Genomic DNA, 14,239 nt, shown 5'->3' with positions numbered 1-14,239 from the left:
ACAAAATGAATTATAACCAAAATAATAAGATTGCTCAAATTACTTCTCAAACACTGATAATTGGTGTAGATATAGCTAAATTCAAGCATGTCGCTCGTGCTCAAGACTTTAGAGGAATGGAGTTTGGTGCACCGTTATATTTTGAGAATACAAAAGATAGTTTCATTGGTTTTTTAGCTTGGATTGAGCAGTTAAAAAGCCAACACAACATGGATAAAGCGATTGTGGGTATGGAGCCGACAGGACACTATTGGCTAAATCTCGCTCATTTTCTTAAAGATGAGAAGATCAAATTTGTAGTTGTGAATCCTATGCATGTTAAGAAAACTAAAGAGTTAGATGATAATTCACCAACGAAGAATGACGTTAAAGATGCTAGAGTGATAGCACAGCTAGTCAAAGATGGGAGATACGCTGAACCCAACGTACCGCAAGGTGTTTACGCAGAACTTCGAGTGGCACGAAAAATTCGTGATCTCTTATCTGTTGATTTACAGGCGGTTCAAGGACAGGTTCATAATTGGTTAGATCGTTACTTCCCAGAGTTTCTTACGGTTTTCAAAGATTGGGAAGGTAAGGCAGCCATACAATTACTAAAGCTCAATTTATTACCACATGAGTTAGTAAATCACAATGAAGAGGAAATACTAGCTCACCTCAGAAAAGCTGTAAAACGTGCGGTTGGACTCAGTAAAATAAGAGAACTTAAGCGAGTCGCCAGTACCTCTATTGGAATTCGTAAAGGTTCTCAAATGGCTAAATTAGAGCTTCGCACTTTACTAGACAAGTATGAACTAATATGTGAAAAGTTCGAAGAACTAGAGGGGAACATAGAGGAACTACTTGAGCGAATCCCAGGCGTTAAACAAATGTTAGCCATCACAGGAATCGGCAAGGACACTGTGGCAGGATTCTTTTCTGAAGTAGGGGATCTAGCTTACTATTCTCATCCCAGACAAATTATCAAGCTAGCTGGATTGAGTTTAAAGGAAAATACATCTGGAAAGCACAAAGGACTAACCAAGATTACGAAGAGAGGCAGGAAAACGCTTAGAGCACTACTCTTCCGAGTAGCCATGCCGTTAGTAGCTAAGAACCCTGCGTTTAAGGCCTTACATGAGTATTTTATAACACGTCGAAATAATCCTTTGAAAAAGATGCAGTCTCTTATTGCTATTTGTAATAAACTCATACGTATTCTTTTCACAATTGGAAAGAAACAATGTGAATTTAGTGAAGAACGCATGTTACAGGATATACCCCATATGGCAGAATTACCGAAGGTAGCTTAGGTTTCTCATAATTTCTTAAGATAACTAACAGTAGGTTAAAGGTAAGTAATATTTGAAGCATGGATTAGTCGGTAAACCAACAATACTACGGGCAAAGACCCTGTCGGGCAGCATAAACTGACATCACCTCATGGAAAGGTTGGACGAAGGAATTTTGGAGCAAAGACTCTGTGAGATATGGGAGGGTTGACCTCCATGAGAGATGTGGAGATCCACTAGTGCGATCATAATATAACTAATATCCACTTTTTAGACGACAGTGGTTTGGTCGACAATGGATTGTTTTTTCTCTCCGGCTCCAAAATTATACTTTATTTAATTTTTATTCCATTGTTCATATATTTCAATCCTTAATCCTTTATGAAATCATGAGAATAACGAAGAAATCGAGAGATATCCCTTTCTACATAGAGGGAGGATTGTGGAATAAGCAAAAGGTAAGGGAGGATATAAACCGGTGGGTTTGTTGAGATATAAATTTAATCAAAATATCGTTTATTTAGTTATGTACTACCTTTTTTAACAATTTTAGGTGATTTAATGAACAACAAAAAGAAATTTTTTAACACCGCGTACTTTTAGTTCTTCTATTACAACGACACACCTTAAAAGAGCATAAAAAAATGCAAGATAAAAGTTATCCTGCAATTTAAATAAGATTAATTTATGTTTTTTACTGCTTCCTTCAGCTTTTATCTACTCCATCTTTTGGAGAACAACCACATATTGTTAGTAATTACAAACTAAGTTCGGCTCGTATATGCACATGGCTGCTTACCGTAACCTTTTTTAGTACAATAATTTTTTCTATTTATTTTTGACTTTGAGGGCCTTAATTACTTCTTTTGTTGCTTCAGCAATAAGCTTGTCGTTATAATCAGCATCTTTTTGATCACGACTCGAAAGTACAGCAAGAACAATAGGGTCTCCTTTTGGTGGCCAAATGATCGCAATGTCATTTCGCGTACCATATGATCCTGCTCCAGTCTTATCAGCCACTTCCCACCCTTTCGGCACTCCAGCACGAATTAACGCATCTCCAGTAGTATTTCTCTTCATCCAACCTATTAAAAGTTCACGTTTTTCAGTTGGGAGTTTATCTCCTAGTGTAAAAGCCTGAAGACTAGTAGCAAGTGCTCTTGGTGTACTTGTATCATGAGTTTCACCTGGATTAACTTCATTTAAATCTGGCTCAAATCGCTCAGGGGTGGTAACATTATCACCAATTTCCTCCAGTGCTTTTTTAAATCCAGTCGGTCCCCCCAGTTGTTTAAGAATAAGGTTTCCAGCAGTATTGTCACTGTATCGAAGAGAAGCATCCGAAAGCTCCTTAAGAGTCATCCCCGAATCAACATGCTTTTCTGTAATCGGACTATAATTGACAAGATCCTCACGTGTATAGGTAATTGTTTTATTAAGGTCTTCTATTGATTTCTGTTGTAAAAGTGCTCCTACAGCTAGAGCCTTATGAGTAGATGTATAAGCAAAACGCTCATCTGGGTGATAGTTTACTGTTTGGTTTGTACCAGTATCCAACGCAAAGACTCCGAGTTTAGCATCAAATTTTTCTTCAAGCTTGGCAAAAACATGATCAGTCCCTTGTTTTCGGGGTTTAGTGAATTTAGCATCAACGTTATTGTTTGATAAACATACAAGCGTTGCACATGAAAGAAATAGTACAGGCACAATTTTTCTAAATGTAGATGAACTAAAAATTTTAGTCAATTTCATTAAAATTCAACCTCTTTCTATTATGTATTCTCTTCCCAATAACAAAGCTATTTTATCAACTATACACAACAATGGACATAAAATGTTAATCATACTTTCATGATAAAAACCTGAATATTAAGAATATTCAGGTTCCGTCATATGATTTGAATTAGTATTGATGGAGAGTTGGAAAGCTCTCCAACATTTCTGAATTTAACATTTAAATTCCACCATAATGAATGGAAAATAGTTAGTGTGAGTTTTGATGTATAGTCGCTTACTTATTCGACAAATTGGTGCATATCTGTAATAAGATATGCATCCTTTTTGTGAATTGGGCCAAATTGTGAAAATCGTTTTATGCAACTGATTGCTTTCTAATAAAACTTGGTTATTAATTTTCGTAATAATAAACCTGATCCTACACCAGGAATGACAAAAAGCATAGGCAACCATACAGGACCAAATAACATACCAAAAAGCTTTAAATTTGATGAATATATTAAACCTACAGTAACAAAATAGGCTCCAAACACAAAAGGAAGAAACGAATATCCTTCTTCTCCTCCCCTGTCATCTTTAAACGCATCCCACATCGCAAAAAAATATAAACAAGGATAAAACATTAACCATTGATAATTCGTATTTATAATGGCTTTTTCAATTTCCCCCTTGAAACTAAATATTATCACTTGATTAAAGTTTGCCTGTACATTAACAAGAAACTCTAAAATTATTAGTACAATACCTTTGATATATTTACCATTTAGAAATTGACCAAAACCCGGAAGAGCTATGCTCCAAAGTAATTTTTCCATTTCATTCACATCAATTGGCTAAGAAGTGTTTAATACCACATAATGCCATTGAATCATTCAAATACGATGTCCAGAGGAGAGATAGCTCTGAAGCAGTTAATTTTGTCTGATGTTCTATTTCCATTAACAATAGCCTCCTGATTAATATCCTTATGTATAAATTTCCCGGAGATAAAAAAATTATAATAATTAAAGGGCGTTTAGTTGAACAAACCAGATAAATACTAAGTCTTTTTTATGTTTTAATAATTTTATTAAAAAGAGACTTGGTTTTCCCATGCCAGCCACTAATTTAACAGGAGAACAAATAAAAAAATTTATGGATACTATTAATCCAAGGTAAAATTGGAATATCGCTGATTATTAAATAGTATTGTTATTCCACTAAAGGGTGCGTTTCTTCAATAAGAGAAGTACGTTTTTTATTGAACTAGATTAGTTCCTGTATGAAAAAATTTGTTTTAACACTTTTTATTAGTTGCTGTAATCAAGACACTATTGTAGATGATCTGGATTTGGTTGCTTATGGCCTTGATTGATCTCATTAAAGATGTTAGATGTTGTTTTCTCTTGAAGTTGAGGCTGATACCCATATGTATTCATGAGTCTTTTGAATTCACCCAATGATAAAGGTTTAGCATCATCGTTTAGTTCGTAACCCAATTGACCGTTTGTTTCTAAAGTTGCTGTTCTTATATCACCAATAGAAGAGACACCTTTTTGTCTAAGGCGCTTTTCTAATTGATCAACAGATAACCTTAATTTATTTAAATTTTTTTCATTTATTTTTCCATTTTCTATAACGGTTAACGATTTACCAGATACAATGTTTTCAATAAAATTAAACTTTATCTGTAAAAACTCAAGTAGTATCAATAATACTATGAATATAGAAGCAGCTATAATCGTTCGAATAACACTGGTTTCAATAATCGGTTGAACAATTATTGTTCCAATTGAAATCATGACTATCGTCGTACCAAGTGTCATTTGTGAAATTGATTTTCTACCCGATATCCGTAACAAGAAAATACCAACAAAAAAAAGCAGGACTGTTTCCCATATAAAATCCATTCTTATAACCACCCTTATGAAAAGTAATATTAGACCTAGATATTAAGTATAGGATTAATTTCCGTTTATTTTTGTTATTTAATGCATAAATAAATGTTTGTTTTAATAATGAAACAAAGCTTTTTCTATCTAAATGAAGATTAGAGCTATATTAGAATGCGATTGCTGCATAAGACAGTACCGTCACTCAAAAATGGGCAGGATAGTGGAATAACAAGAAAAAATTAACTCAAGAAGGAGTTATGCACCTTTTTTGTTGAAACGATAGAATGAACCGACAATGTCTGAACCTTAATAAGCTATATGTTTAAAAAATGCATTTCTTTAATAGGGAGATGGGTTCTTTTTTATTGAATCAAAGGGATGATTGAATATCATATTTAGTGAAACTGACTCTTGTTGGGTACATTAAGGGTACTTATTTCAAGGTACTGGTTTTAAGGTAAGGGTGTTATTAATAAAATAAGTAAAGAGTCACCTATGTTGATAGCCCGCATTGCTACGCAGTCAGCACTTCATATCTTATTAAAATATCTTGTATAGAAGTTCGGAGTGACAACATGCATTTGTTATTTAATTTTTTATTTTTAATTGCTGGAATAATATGGGGTGACTGGAGAAATTGGAGAAAATACCATTCTACGATTTTGTTCTTATGGTTTGGTGATTTATTATATAATGTTCTTTGCTACGACTTCAAAATGTGGGAATATAAGGAAAGTATGTTCGGTCTAAATTTCTTACCGAATCATACTGTCATTTCCTTATTAATCATGTTTGTTGCGTATCCATCAAGTGTCTTAATATATCTTGGGAAATTCCCAAAGAAGAAAATAAAAATTGTGTTTTGGGTTTTATTTTGGGTAACTTTATTTTCACTAGTAGAATTCATTAATTTGCGATATTTAAATTTAATTTCCCATCACCATGGGTGGACAATATGGTGGTCTGTTTTATTCAATTTTATTATTTTTCTTATGTTAAGACTGCATTATAAATATCCAATCGTTGCTTTACTCACCTCTATTCCCATTGTTTGGTTTTTTGTTATTTATTTTAATGTTCCAATAGATAAAAAGGCTTGGTAACAGGTACCGATTATACGGAATGGAATTTACAGACCCTTGTTCCACAAAACGGGTGCATTTCTGTAGCAAGAAATGTGCATTTTTCATGTTAAGGACCAGTTAGTAGAATAAGACTTGCAATTGTGATCCTTCTAATTTATTGTTGTTATACTTTAATTGAGGAGTGGTTACATGATACTGGAAGCTGTTATGCTACAAGTTAAACAAGGGATGGAAGAAGAATATGAAGCAGCCTTTTATAAGGCTTCTAAGATTATTTCATCAATGAAAGGTTACATATCTCACGAACTACAACGATGTATGGAGGTAAAAGGGAAGTATTTACTTTTAGTTAAATGGGAGAGTTTAGAAGATCACACAGTAGGTTTTAGACAATCAATTGAATACCAGGCGTGGAAAGAACAGCTCCATCACTTTTATGATCCTTTCCCGATAGTAGAACATTTTGAATCAGTTAATCTTTCGTAAGGATATCATTATTAGTATCTTCAACGATTGAGTGCTTTAATGAAATAAGGAGAAACGGGCAGTTTAACGAAACAAGGCGAAGCGGAAGGGTGAATGAAAGATTAATAAAAAAACATTTGGTAAGTTAATTGTTTTTACAGTTTTGTTGATTGGCATTCCTTTAATATTTCTTTTTTCGTTTAGAGAATCTGAAGAATTCAAGGGATTTCCTGTTCCCAAATCTGCTGAACTAATAGAAAACAAGAGTAAATTAGAAAAATATAAATGGGAATCAGCTTCAGAGGAAAATGGTCTGCCTTTGAGATATCAGCTAATCATTAAATTATGGGGTTGGGAGAAAAAAGAGCAAGAAGGTGCTTTATCCATTTACGAGAAAGATGGAAAAGAAGTAGGTGTAATATCACTGACAGATTATTTATCTCTTAGCTCTTATTGAACTCAAAGACGGGCGAAGAAAGAATTGTACGATTTCAGTTTAGAAGACTTTGAAAAATTTCCTTATTCCACAATCGAGTGCGTTTCTTAAATAAGGTATATAAAAAAGAGCAAAGAAATCTTTGCTCTTTTTCCGTTACTCACTTGCTTTAACTTGTAAAGGAGGGGGTACTAACCAACCTTTTTCTTTGTTCAACTTCAGCATCTTGGCACCAAATTGTGCTTTCGCTAAATGAAATTGTCCGTACATAACCCCAATGTCCTCACGTATGCTTTGTCCAATCATGGAACTACATGCCACAAGTCCTGCTGCTACGTCTTTTGATACAGAAGCACTGATTTCAGGATCAAGGAATCTTGCACCGGGAGGGATATCTTCTAATTTAGCTACCGGACGCTCAGGTGGAGCAGGTGGTAAACCAATGCCATTTGCCTTTAGTAATTCTTCAATTTGCTTATTCTCATTTTTAAGTCCCTCAATCGCTTCTTCAACCAACTTTTTTAGATCGCTATCGCCTGTGTGATTAACATATACTTGGTATCCAACAATCATTCCGTGGTTTGTTAACAGATGTGTCCAAGCTCCATATATCTCTCCATAGTGCATTGGCTCATCTTTTGGATTCCCACTTAAGATTCCCATAACTACACTCCTTATAGTTTGTTTGAGATTCATTTACTTTCTCCTTTTATAGAAAAACGTAACAAAGATAGTATGGGAGTTATTTTCTTTTTTATACTGATAAATGGTAATATATCTGAACAAAAAAATAACTCTTTCCTCTTACACAAGGTAGACGTAAAAGAGGAAAGAATTATTCCACAAAGGTGCTTTTCTTCAAAGAAGGAGAAGTCTTTTTTTATTGAACTTACTGAACAAACGGAGCAGATTGTGGAGGAATGGATTTTCTGAATCATATAATTTATTGTAAACTGAATTCATACAGCTTTTTAAACGATTTATTATTAAAACAAATTTTATATACACTTAAATCATTATAAGTAAAAACAATAAGGGGGAAACGAATATGACAGAGGGAAATAAGGAGTTATCAGTAGAAAAACGTGAAGAAGTACTCAGAGCATTGAAAGCCCGTTTTGAGAAAAACATGCACCGTCATAAAGATCTTGAATGGGCTAACGTCCAAGCAAGGCTGGATGCTAATACTGAAAAACTGTGGTCGCTCAACGAAATGGAAATAACGGGCGGTGAACCAGATGTTGTTGGTTATGATGAAAAGAAGGACGAATACATTTTTTATGATTGTTCGGCGGAAAGTCCTAAAGGTCGCAGAAGTGTTTGTTACGACCTTGAAGCGCTAGAGTCAAGAAAAAAATATAAACCAGAAAATAACGCTATTGATATGGCTGCTTCCATGGGAATTGAGCTTTTAACGGAAGAACAATACCGGGAGTTGCAGAAACTTGAAAATTTCGATATGAAAACATCGAGCTGGGTGAAAACACCTGCTAATATTAGAAAACACGGCGGTGCCATCTTTTGTGATCGTCGCTACGACACTGTCTTTGTGTACCACAATGGAGCAGAATCCTACTATGCTGCCAGGGGTTTCCGTGGCTCGTTAAGGGTTTAAAGTTTGCACAGACAGCTAAATTTAAATTTGTGAACGGATCAACTAGGGAAAGGATTTAATTTCATTCTTCAACTTTCGGGTGCATTTCTTCAAGATGGAGAAATGCTCTTTTTATTGAAGTAGAAAAAATGTCTGGGTACAACAATAGTTAAAACATATGGAAGTTTTTCGTAGTATGGAGCAGATGAGATTGATTTGGTGATTGAGCGCTACGTCCGAAAAGCCGCATGCTTTAAGAAAAATACTTTAAATTTCTTGCCAACTCCCATGCTTATATTCAAACAATCTGTCCCGTTTATTGAAAATAAAATGAGCTCACCTTTTGGTAAGCTCATTTAATGGAAGGTTTTCAATTTGACTGAATTAAAGCTTACCAATAATTTAGCAATGGGGAAGGAGTTGTTTTTGTACCGAATGCCTTTATTGTTCCAATTAGAAATTATAAGTTATGTTCTTTACTTTTATATGATACTAGTTCCTTTTTTTGTTTTGTATTAAGATGCTTTGTATAGAAACTGTGAACGAGCATGCCTAGAATAATAATAAAAAGTCCAACTATTGCTAAACCATTTGGTAATGGGGTTGAAAGAAGTAATACCTCACCAATAATGGAGAACAATACTTGTGTAGATTGTGTAGCTTCGACTGCAGCTAATTTACCTTGATGCTCTCTAACCCTATCCGTTGCTATAAAAAATAAAGTGGTTGCAATAACCCCTGAACTGATAGCTACAATAAAAGATTGGAGAAGTTGGACCGAAGAAGGTGCACCAACTTTAAAGAAACCGAAAATACTAATGATTATCCAAAATGGAAGACTTGCCAATGTCATTCCAAAAACTCTTTGAAACGTATCTAATCTCCCGCCACAAACCTCCATCATTTTACGGTTTCCTAATGGATAAGCAAATGCAGCTATCGCAATAGGTAAAACACCAAAGACTATCATACTTAATGTTAGACCATTAGCTTGTTGCAGTTGAATAAGCACAACACCTAAAAAAATAATTAGTGAAATTATTAAAGCCTTCATTGGTATTCTCTGTCTAACTTTTATAGGGCCGTTTTTTGATTGAATAGTTTCGAAAAAAAGCGGTCCTAATAAAACACCTGCTACAATGGTAAGTTGCCAGGTCCCTGCAACTAGCCAACCTGGACCATATACAGCTGAATAAGTTAATGGTGCATAAAATAATACAAATCCAACAAAGCTCCAGCATAACCAATAAAATGGCTGTTTTAACATTTCGCTAATTACTTGTTTAAAATTATTCCTTAACCGTACAATTAAGAATAAAAAAGGGAGCATAAAGAGGAATCTCAAAGAAGAACTCCATATCCAACTTCCTCCCTCAAGTTCCATTGAACGATTCAAAATAAATGTGACAGCGAAGAACATAGAGGCTAAGATACCAATAAATATTTCTTTCATATACACACACCTTTCACTCACGTAATAATCGATATAATATAATTTACCTAAAGTTTATTATACTATATCGAACGAGTGGTAAGAAATATAAATAAGGAGTAATTTTATGGATAACACACATAAATGGAATGATGCAGAAAAATTAGCTAAAAAAGTGGGCGAAACTCTCAGAAGAATAAGGCAAGAAAGAGGATTGAGTCTACAAGAACTAGCTAGTATGACAGATGTAAGCAAACTCACATTAGGTAATATCGAAAGAGGAGAAGCGAACCCCTCCCTCAGTGTAATTTGGAAGATAGCGAACGGTTTAACAATTCCTATTTCAGCACTGCTTAATGAAAACCAAGAAGTATTAGTTTCTCGGAAAAACAAAGGAAATAAAGTATTAAGTGCCAATGAAGCTTGTACGTTGGAACCTATATTTGATGCTTCTAATTATGGTTCATTAGAAATACATAGAGCTTTTTTAAAACCTAACAGTGAATATTCACCAGGTGCTCATCAGGCGGGAGTTATTGAATATGTTACCGTAATGAAGGGGGAGTTAAAAATAAAGATACAGGATGACTATTATCATCTTTATGAGTATGACTCGATCAAGTTTAATGGTAGTAGAGAACATGCTTATATCAATCCAACTGGATCTGAAACAGTATTACATTTTGTAATGACCTATTCTAAATCTTAAACTTTTTAGAATTACACTGATAGTATTCAAACTAGCGGGTAGCTAAACATATACAAATTAATTCTAAGATTCTGGGTGGCTTATGTCAGAGGTTTTGTTATAATGGTCACCATATTCTACTAAAAGCGAGTGATTGATTTGGATTCTAAAGAACGCGAACTACTGCATCTAATTGAAAAAAACGGACGTCTTGAAACAGCAACTATCGCAAGGTTAATGGGTATTACAGTCGATGAAACAAAGCAAATCCTCGAAAAGCTCGAAAAAGAAAAAGTTGTTCTCGGCTATTCTGCCATCATCAACTGGACGAAAGGTACCGAAGATGGAGCTGTAACTGCTATGATTGATGTTAAAGTCACACCAAAGCGAGGCGTCGGCTTTGACAAAGTTGCCGAGCGGATCTACCGTTTCCCTGAGGTTAAAGCGGTATATCTTATGTCCGGTGTTTACGATTTATCTGTATCGATCGAAGGAAAAACGATGGCAGAGGTCGGACGTTTTGTATCTGAAAAACTCTCGACAATAGATTCTGTCATCTCGACAACTACTCATTTCATTTTGAAAAAATACAAGCATGATGGCCTTGTTTTTAGTGAAAATAACGAGGATAAACGAATTGTGGTGTCTCCATGAATACAAAGCTAACATCAAAATATTTATCAAATACCGTGCAATCTATTCATCCTTCTGGTATCCGTCGTTTTTTTGATCTGGCTTCCTCTATGGAAAACGTCATTTCCCTCGGAGTCGGTGAGCCGGATTTCGTTACGCCCTGGAACGTGATAGAAGCAAGTTATCACTCGCTGGAGCAGGGCTATACCGCTTATACAGCCAATGCCGGACTGTTCGAGTTGAGGAAAGAGATTTCTCGATATTTGAAGAGGCGATTTGGCGTTACGTACAGTGCGGAAGAAGAAATGGTGGTTACAGTCGGTGCTTCACAGGCTATTGATCTTGCTCTGCGTGCGGTCGTTAACCCCGGAGAGGAAGTCATTGTTGTTGAGCCAAGCTTTGTGTCCTACGCACCAACAGTAACGCTGGCAGGTGGAGTTCCTGTTCCGGTAAATACGTATAGCCGTGATGATTTCAAGCTTCAGCCTGAACAAATTGAAGCTGCAGTGACCGAAAAGACCAAAGTCATTATGTTATGCAGTCCGAATAATCCAACTGGCACAGTGTTGTCAAAGGGGGATTTGGAAAGGATTGCTGAAGTAGTGGAAAAGCATGACCTGCTCGTCATTTCTGATGAAATTTACGCGGAACTTACGTACGATGAACCCTATACAAGTTTTCCTGCTGTGAGAAATATGCGTAACCGAACGATTTTAATTTCTGGATTTTCAAAAGCATTTGCCATGACCGGTTGGAGATTAGGCTTTGCCTGCGGTCCTAAAGATATTTTGCAGGCCATGCTAAAAATTCATCAGTATACCATGATGTGTGCTCCTACTATGGCTCAGCACGCAGCTCTTGAAGCATTGGTTAACGGACAGAAGGATGTAGTGAAAATGAAGGAAAGCTATCGGCAGCGCCGCCGTTTGGTCGTTCATGCTTTAGAAGAGATGGGCTTATCGTGCCACGTCCCGGGCGGTGCTTTTTATGTGTTTCCCTCGATAGAAAAGACCGGACTGTCATCTGAAGAGTTTGCAGAACAGCTCCTTATGAATGAGCAGGTTGCTGTCGTTCCCGGCAGTGTTTTCGGCGAGAGCGGAGAAGGGCATGTCCGCTGTTCCTATGCGACCTCCATTCAAAAGCTCGAAGAAGCTATGCGCCGAATTGACCGGTTTTTGAAGACGTTATAAGGATGTGTTTGACGAAGGTCGCACTTGTTGCACAAGGGCGAAAAAAAGGAAGGAGTTATTCCACAAACAAAAGCATTTCTTAAAGAAGTTGTCTACAACAATTGTGGGGTACAAAAGGGTGCATTTCTCTAAGAAGGAGAAGTGCACTTTTTTGTTGATCTAAAGGGCAGTATATTTGAAATAAAAAATGGCAGGACACGAGGAAAATAGGGAGAATAATTATTTAACTTATTCAAGGAGGAGATGACTATGAAACGAATTGACTTCCTTTTAAACGTACTAGATTCAACATTTAATAAGGAAAGTTGGTATGCACCCTTTAAACATGCAATTGATGGAATCACGGCAGAACAAGCCAGCTGGAGACCAGCTGGAGAGGTAACTAAAACCATTTGGGAGAACGTTAATCATCTGATTTACTACAAAGAAAGACTAGCTGCAAACTTAGATGGACGTGAATGGGTACATAATCTCGATGGTGATGAAACCTTCTATCTCACTGATCAATCTAATGATGATAAGGAATGGAAGAAAGTCGCTGAACGTGCAGAAAACGCTCAACGCAATTTAAGACAGGTATTGAGTACAATTTCCGACGAAAAGCTTGACCAAAATTCACTTGAGGGGAAATTACTGGACATCATGCTACATGATGCTTATCATACCGGTCAAATTATTCAAATCAGAAAAATGCAAGGGTCTTGGCCGTCAAATCGTTGACTGATTAAAGAGATATTTTGTTTTTGGAGCTTCTTAGATATTCCATCAAAGGATGCACCTCCTTACGAAGGAGAACTGCACTTATTTTTTATTGAACAAAAGAAGCAGTTTAATTGAACAAGTTAAAAAGATGTTTAAAGTTATAGAGCATTTCTTTGTAATGAGGAATGCTTTTTTTCTTTGTCAAAAAATCAAAGGAATATTTATATATCGATAAAAATATAATTATAATCAGAAATAATTTATTGTAAAACGATAAAAAGGTGTGTTAAATTCAAATTACAATAAATAATTGAGGTGCTCTTTATGAAACGAGAAACATTCTTTTTAAAGTTCGTCGTTGTTCTTATGGGACTTCCTGTACTTGCTTTGTGTATATTTTTGTTACCTGAGATAGCTGAATTTTTTGCAGAATTAAATCCAAAGTTAGATTTTTTGCAATATCCCTTCTTAATCGGGTTGTATGCAGCGGCGATCCCTTTTTACTTTGCCCTGTATCAAACTTTTAAACTTTTAAGCTATATTGACATGAACGAAGCGTTTTCGGAATTATCTGTAAAGGCTTTAAAGAATATCAAATACTGTGCCATCACCATCAGTGCCTTATATGTGGTATTTATGCCGCTCTTATATCTCATGGCAGAGGTTGACGATGCTCCAGGTATTATACTAATCGGAATGATTATTATTTTTGGCTGCATGGTGGTTGCAGTCTTTGCCGCTGTTCTTCAAAAGCTATTAAAAAATGCGATCGATATAAAATCAGAAAATGATTTAACGGTCTGAGGTGAATAACATGGCAATTATAATAAATATTGATGTGATGATGGCTAAAAGGAAAATGAGCGTAACAGAACTTTCTGAGAGGGTTGGAATAACAATGGCTAACCTTTCTATATTGAAAAATGGAAAGGCAAAGGCCATTAGACTTTCAACTTTAGAGGCAATTTGCAAAGCATTAGAATGTCAACCCGGAGATATTTTAGAATACCGAAGTGATGAAGACACTCAAGATTAATAAAGTAGGAATATTAAATATTAAAAGGAAAAGAAAGATTTCTTTTTCTGTTATTTCATAAAAGGGGAGTTACTCATGAATTTAACCATTCAAAAA

Annotated in this window: 16 protein-coding genes; 11 read left to right on the top strand and 5 right to left on the bottom strand. The window is 35.6% G+C overall.

What is annotated here, in order from left to right:
• The first annotated feature begins 5 nt into the window (after positions 1-5).
• Complete coding sequence (locus M3196_RS07640; protein ID WP_251321624.1) at positions 6-1,292, top strand: IS110 family transposase; 1,287 nt, start codon at positions 6-8, stop codon at positions 1,290-1,292.
• 807 nt (positions 1,293-2,099) lie between these two features.
• On the opposite strand, the gene bla is transcribed toward M3196_RS07640, so the two are convergent.
• The 3 genes from bla to M3196_RS07625 all read right to left on the bottom strand — a co-directional run bounded on the left by bla (position 2,100) and on the right by M3196_RS07625 (position 4,897).
• Complete coding sequence (gene bla, locus M3196_RS07635) at positions 2,100-3,023, bottom strand: class A beta-lactamase (RefSeq protein WP_251321623.1); 924 nt, start codon at positions 3,021-3,023, stop codon at positions 2,100-2,102.
• A gap of 359 nt (positions 3,024-3,382) precedes the next feature.
• Positions 3,383-3,823 (bottom strand): hypothetical protein, encoded by a 441-nt coding sequence (locus M3196_RS07630; protein ID WP_251321622.1) that lies wholly within the window; start codon positions 3,821-3,823, stop codon positions 3,383-3,385.
• Between the two features lie 495 nt (positions 3,824-4,318).
• Positions 4,319-4,897 carry a DUF421 domain-containing protein gene (locus M3196_RS07625; protein ID WP_251321621.1) on the bottom strand — a complete coding sequence of 193 codons (579 nt, stop codon included), beginning with the start codon at positions 4,895-4,897 and terminating at the stop codon, positions 4,319-4,321.
• Between the two features lie 560 nt (positions 4,898-5,457).
• Here M3196_RS07625 and M3196_RS22100 point away from each other — a divergent pair.
• From M3196_RS22100 to M3196_RS07615, 3 genes are all read left to right on the top strand, one after another.
• On the top strand, positions 5,458-5,985 hold the full coding sequence (locus M3196_RS22100; protein ID WP_338082931.1) for a CBO0543 family protein: 528 nt from the start codon (positions 5,458-5,460) through the stop codon (positions 5,983-5,985).
• 171 nt (positions 5,986-6,156) lie between these two features.
• Positions 6,157-6,453 carry an antibiotic biosynthesis monooxygenase family protein gene (locus tag M3196_RS07620; protein WP_251321620.1) on the top strand — a complete coding sequence of 99 codons (297 nt, stop codon included), beginning with the start codon at positions 6,157-6,159 and terminating at the stop codon, positions 6,451-6,453.
• Between the two features lie 142 nt (positions 6,454-6,595).
• Entirely contained in the window at positions 6,596-6,889 is a 294-nt protein-coding gene (locus tag M3196_RS07615; protein WP_251321619.1) for a hypothetical protein, read from the top strand.
• Positions 6,890-7,024: 135 nt separating this feature from the next.
• Here the strand turns inward: M3196_RS07615 and M3196_RS07610 are convergent, their stop codons facing one another.
• Positions 7,025-7,531 carry a DUF3231 family protein gene (locus M3196_RS07610; RefSeq protein ID WP_251321618.1) on the bottom strand — a complete coding sequence of 169 codons (507 nt, stop codon included), beginning with the start codon at positions 7,529-7,531 and terminating at the stop codon, positions 7,025-7,027.
• Between the two features lie 385 nt (positions 7,532-7,916).
• On the opposite strand from M3196_RS07610, the gene M3196_RS07605 reads away from it, so the two are divergent.
• The gene (locus M3196_RS07605) at positions 7,917-8,483 is read left to right on the top strand and encodes a DUF4256 domain-containing protein (RefSeq protein ID WP_251321617.1); all 567 of its coding nucleotides are present in this window, start codon (positions 7,917-7,919) and stop codon (positions 8,481-8,483) included.
• 439 nt (positions 8,484-8,922) lie between these two features.
• On the opposite strand, the gene M3196_RS07600 is transcribed toward M3196_RS07605, so the two are convergent.
• Complete coding sequence (locus M3196_RS07600; RefSeq protein WP_251321616.1) at positions 8,923-9,915, bottom strand: DMT family transporter; 993 nt, start codon at positions 9,913-9,915, stop codon at positions 8,923-8,925.
• 106 nt (positions 9,916-10,021) lie between these two features.
• Between M3196_RS07600 and M3196_RS07595 the strand changes: the two genes are divergently transcribed.
• The 6 genes from M3196_RS07595 to M3196_RS07570 all read left to right on the top strand — a co-directional run bounded on the left by M3196_RS07595 (position 10,022) and on the right by M3196_RS07570 (position 14,143).
• Positions 10,022-10,603, top strand: a complete 582-nt coding sequence (locus tag M3196_RS07595; protein ID WP_251321615.1) for a helix-turn-helix domain-containing protein — start codon at positions 10,022-10,024, stop codon at positions 10,601-10,603.
• A gap of 138 nt (positions 10,604-10,741) precedes the next feature.
• Positions 10,742-11,236, top strand: coding sequence for an Lrp/AsnC family transcriptional regulator (locus M3196_RS07590; RefSeq protein WP_251321614.1), 495 nt, complete (start codon positions 10,742-10,744; stop codon positions 11,234-11,236).
• Entirely contained in the window at positions 11,233-12,405 is a 1,173-nt protein-coding gene (locus M3196_RS07585; protein ID WP_251321613.1) for an aminotransferase, read from the top strand. The genes M3196_RS07590 and M3196_RS07585 overlap by 4 nt, the downstream gene beginning before the upstream one ends.
• A 249-nt stretch (positions 12,406-12,654) precedes the next feature.
• Positions 12,655-13,125, top strand: a complete 471-nt coding sequence (locus tag M3196_RS07580; RefSeq protein WP_251321612.1) for a DinB family protein — start codon at positions 12,655-12,657, stop codon at positions 13,123-13,125.
• Between the two features lie 306 nt (positions 13,126-13,431).
• Complete coding sequence (locus tag M3196_RS07575; protein WP_251321611.1) at positions 13,432-13,911, top strand: DUF2975 domain-containing protein; 480 nt, start codon at positions 13,432-13,434, stop codon at positions 13,909-13,911.
• Between the two features lie 10 nt (positions 13,912-13,921).
• The gene (locus M3196_RS07570) at positions 13,922-14,143 is read left to right on the top strand and encodes a helix-turn-helix domain-containing protein (RefSeq protein WP_251321610.1); all 222 of its coding nucleotides are present in this window, start codon (positions 13,922-13,924) and stop codon (positions 14,141-14,143) included.
• Positions 14,144-14,239 lie beyond the last annotated feature (96 nt).

The organism is Fictibacillus nanhaiensis, assembly GCF_023715445.1.
GTDB lineage: Bacteria > Bacillota > Bacilli > Bacillales > Fictibacillaceae > Fictibacillus > Fictibacillus nanhaiensis_D.
This window is presented reverse-complemented; position numbering and strand designations above follow the sequence as displayed.

Coding starts and splice junctions, on each gene's coding strand:
- M3196_RS07640 (WP_251321624.1), top strand. CDS start 6: ATGAATTATAACCAAAATAATAAGATTGCTCAAATTACTTCTCAAACA.
- bla (WP_251321623.1), bottom strand. CDS start 3,023: ATGAAATTGACTAAAATTTTTAGTTCATCTACATTTAGAAAAATTGTG.
- M3196_RS07630 (WP_251321622.1), bottom strand. CDS start 3,823: ATGGAAAAATTACTTTGGAGCATAGCTCTTCCGGGTTTTGGTCAATTT.
- M3196_RS07625 (WP_251321621.1), bottom strand. CDS start 4,897: ATGGATTTTATATGGGAAACAGTCCTGCTTTTTTTTGTTGGTATTTTC.
- M3196_RS22100 (WP_338082931.1), top strand. CDS start 5,458: ATGCATTTGTTATTTAATTTTTTATTTTTAATTGCTGGAATAATATGG.
- M3196_RS07620 (WP_251321620.1), top strand. CDS start 6,157: ATGATACTGGAAGCTGTTATGCTACAAGTTAAACAAGGGATGGAAGAA.
- M3196_RS07610 (WP_251321618.1), bottom strand. CDS start 7,531: ATGGGAATCTTAAGTGGGAATCCAAAAGATGAGCCAATGCACTATGGA.
- M3196_RS07605 (WP_251321617.1), top strand. CDS start 7,917: ATGACAGAGGGAAATAAGGAGTTATCAGTAGAAAAACGTGAAGAAGTA.
- M3196_RS07600 (WP_251321616.1), bottom strand. CDS start 9,915: ATGAAAGAAATATTTATTGGTATCTTAGCCTCTATGTTCTTCGCTGTC.
- M3196_RS07595 (WP_251321615.1), top strand. CDS start 10,022: ATGGATAACACACATAAATGGAATGATGCAGAAAAATTAGCTAAAAAA.
- M3196_RS07585 (WP_251321613.1), top strand. CDS start 11,233: ATGAATACAAAGCTAACATCAAAATATTTATCAAATACCGTGCAATCT.
- M3196_RS07580 (WP_251321612.1), top strand. CDS start 12,655: ATGAAACGAATTGACTTCCTTTTAAACGTACTAGATTCAACATTTAAT.
- M3196_RS07575 (WP_251321611.1), top strand. CDS start 13,432: ATGAAACGAGAAACATTCTTTTTAAAGTTCGTCGTTGTTCTTATGGGA.
- M3196_RS07570 (WP_251321610.1), top strand. CDS start 13,922: ATGGCAATTATAATAAATATTGATGTGATGATGGCTAAAAGGAAAATG.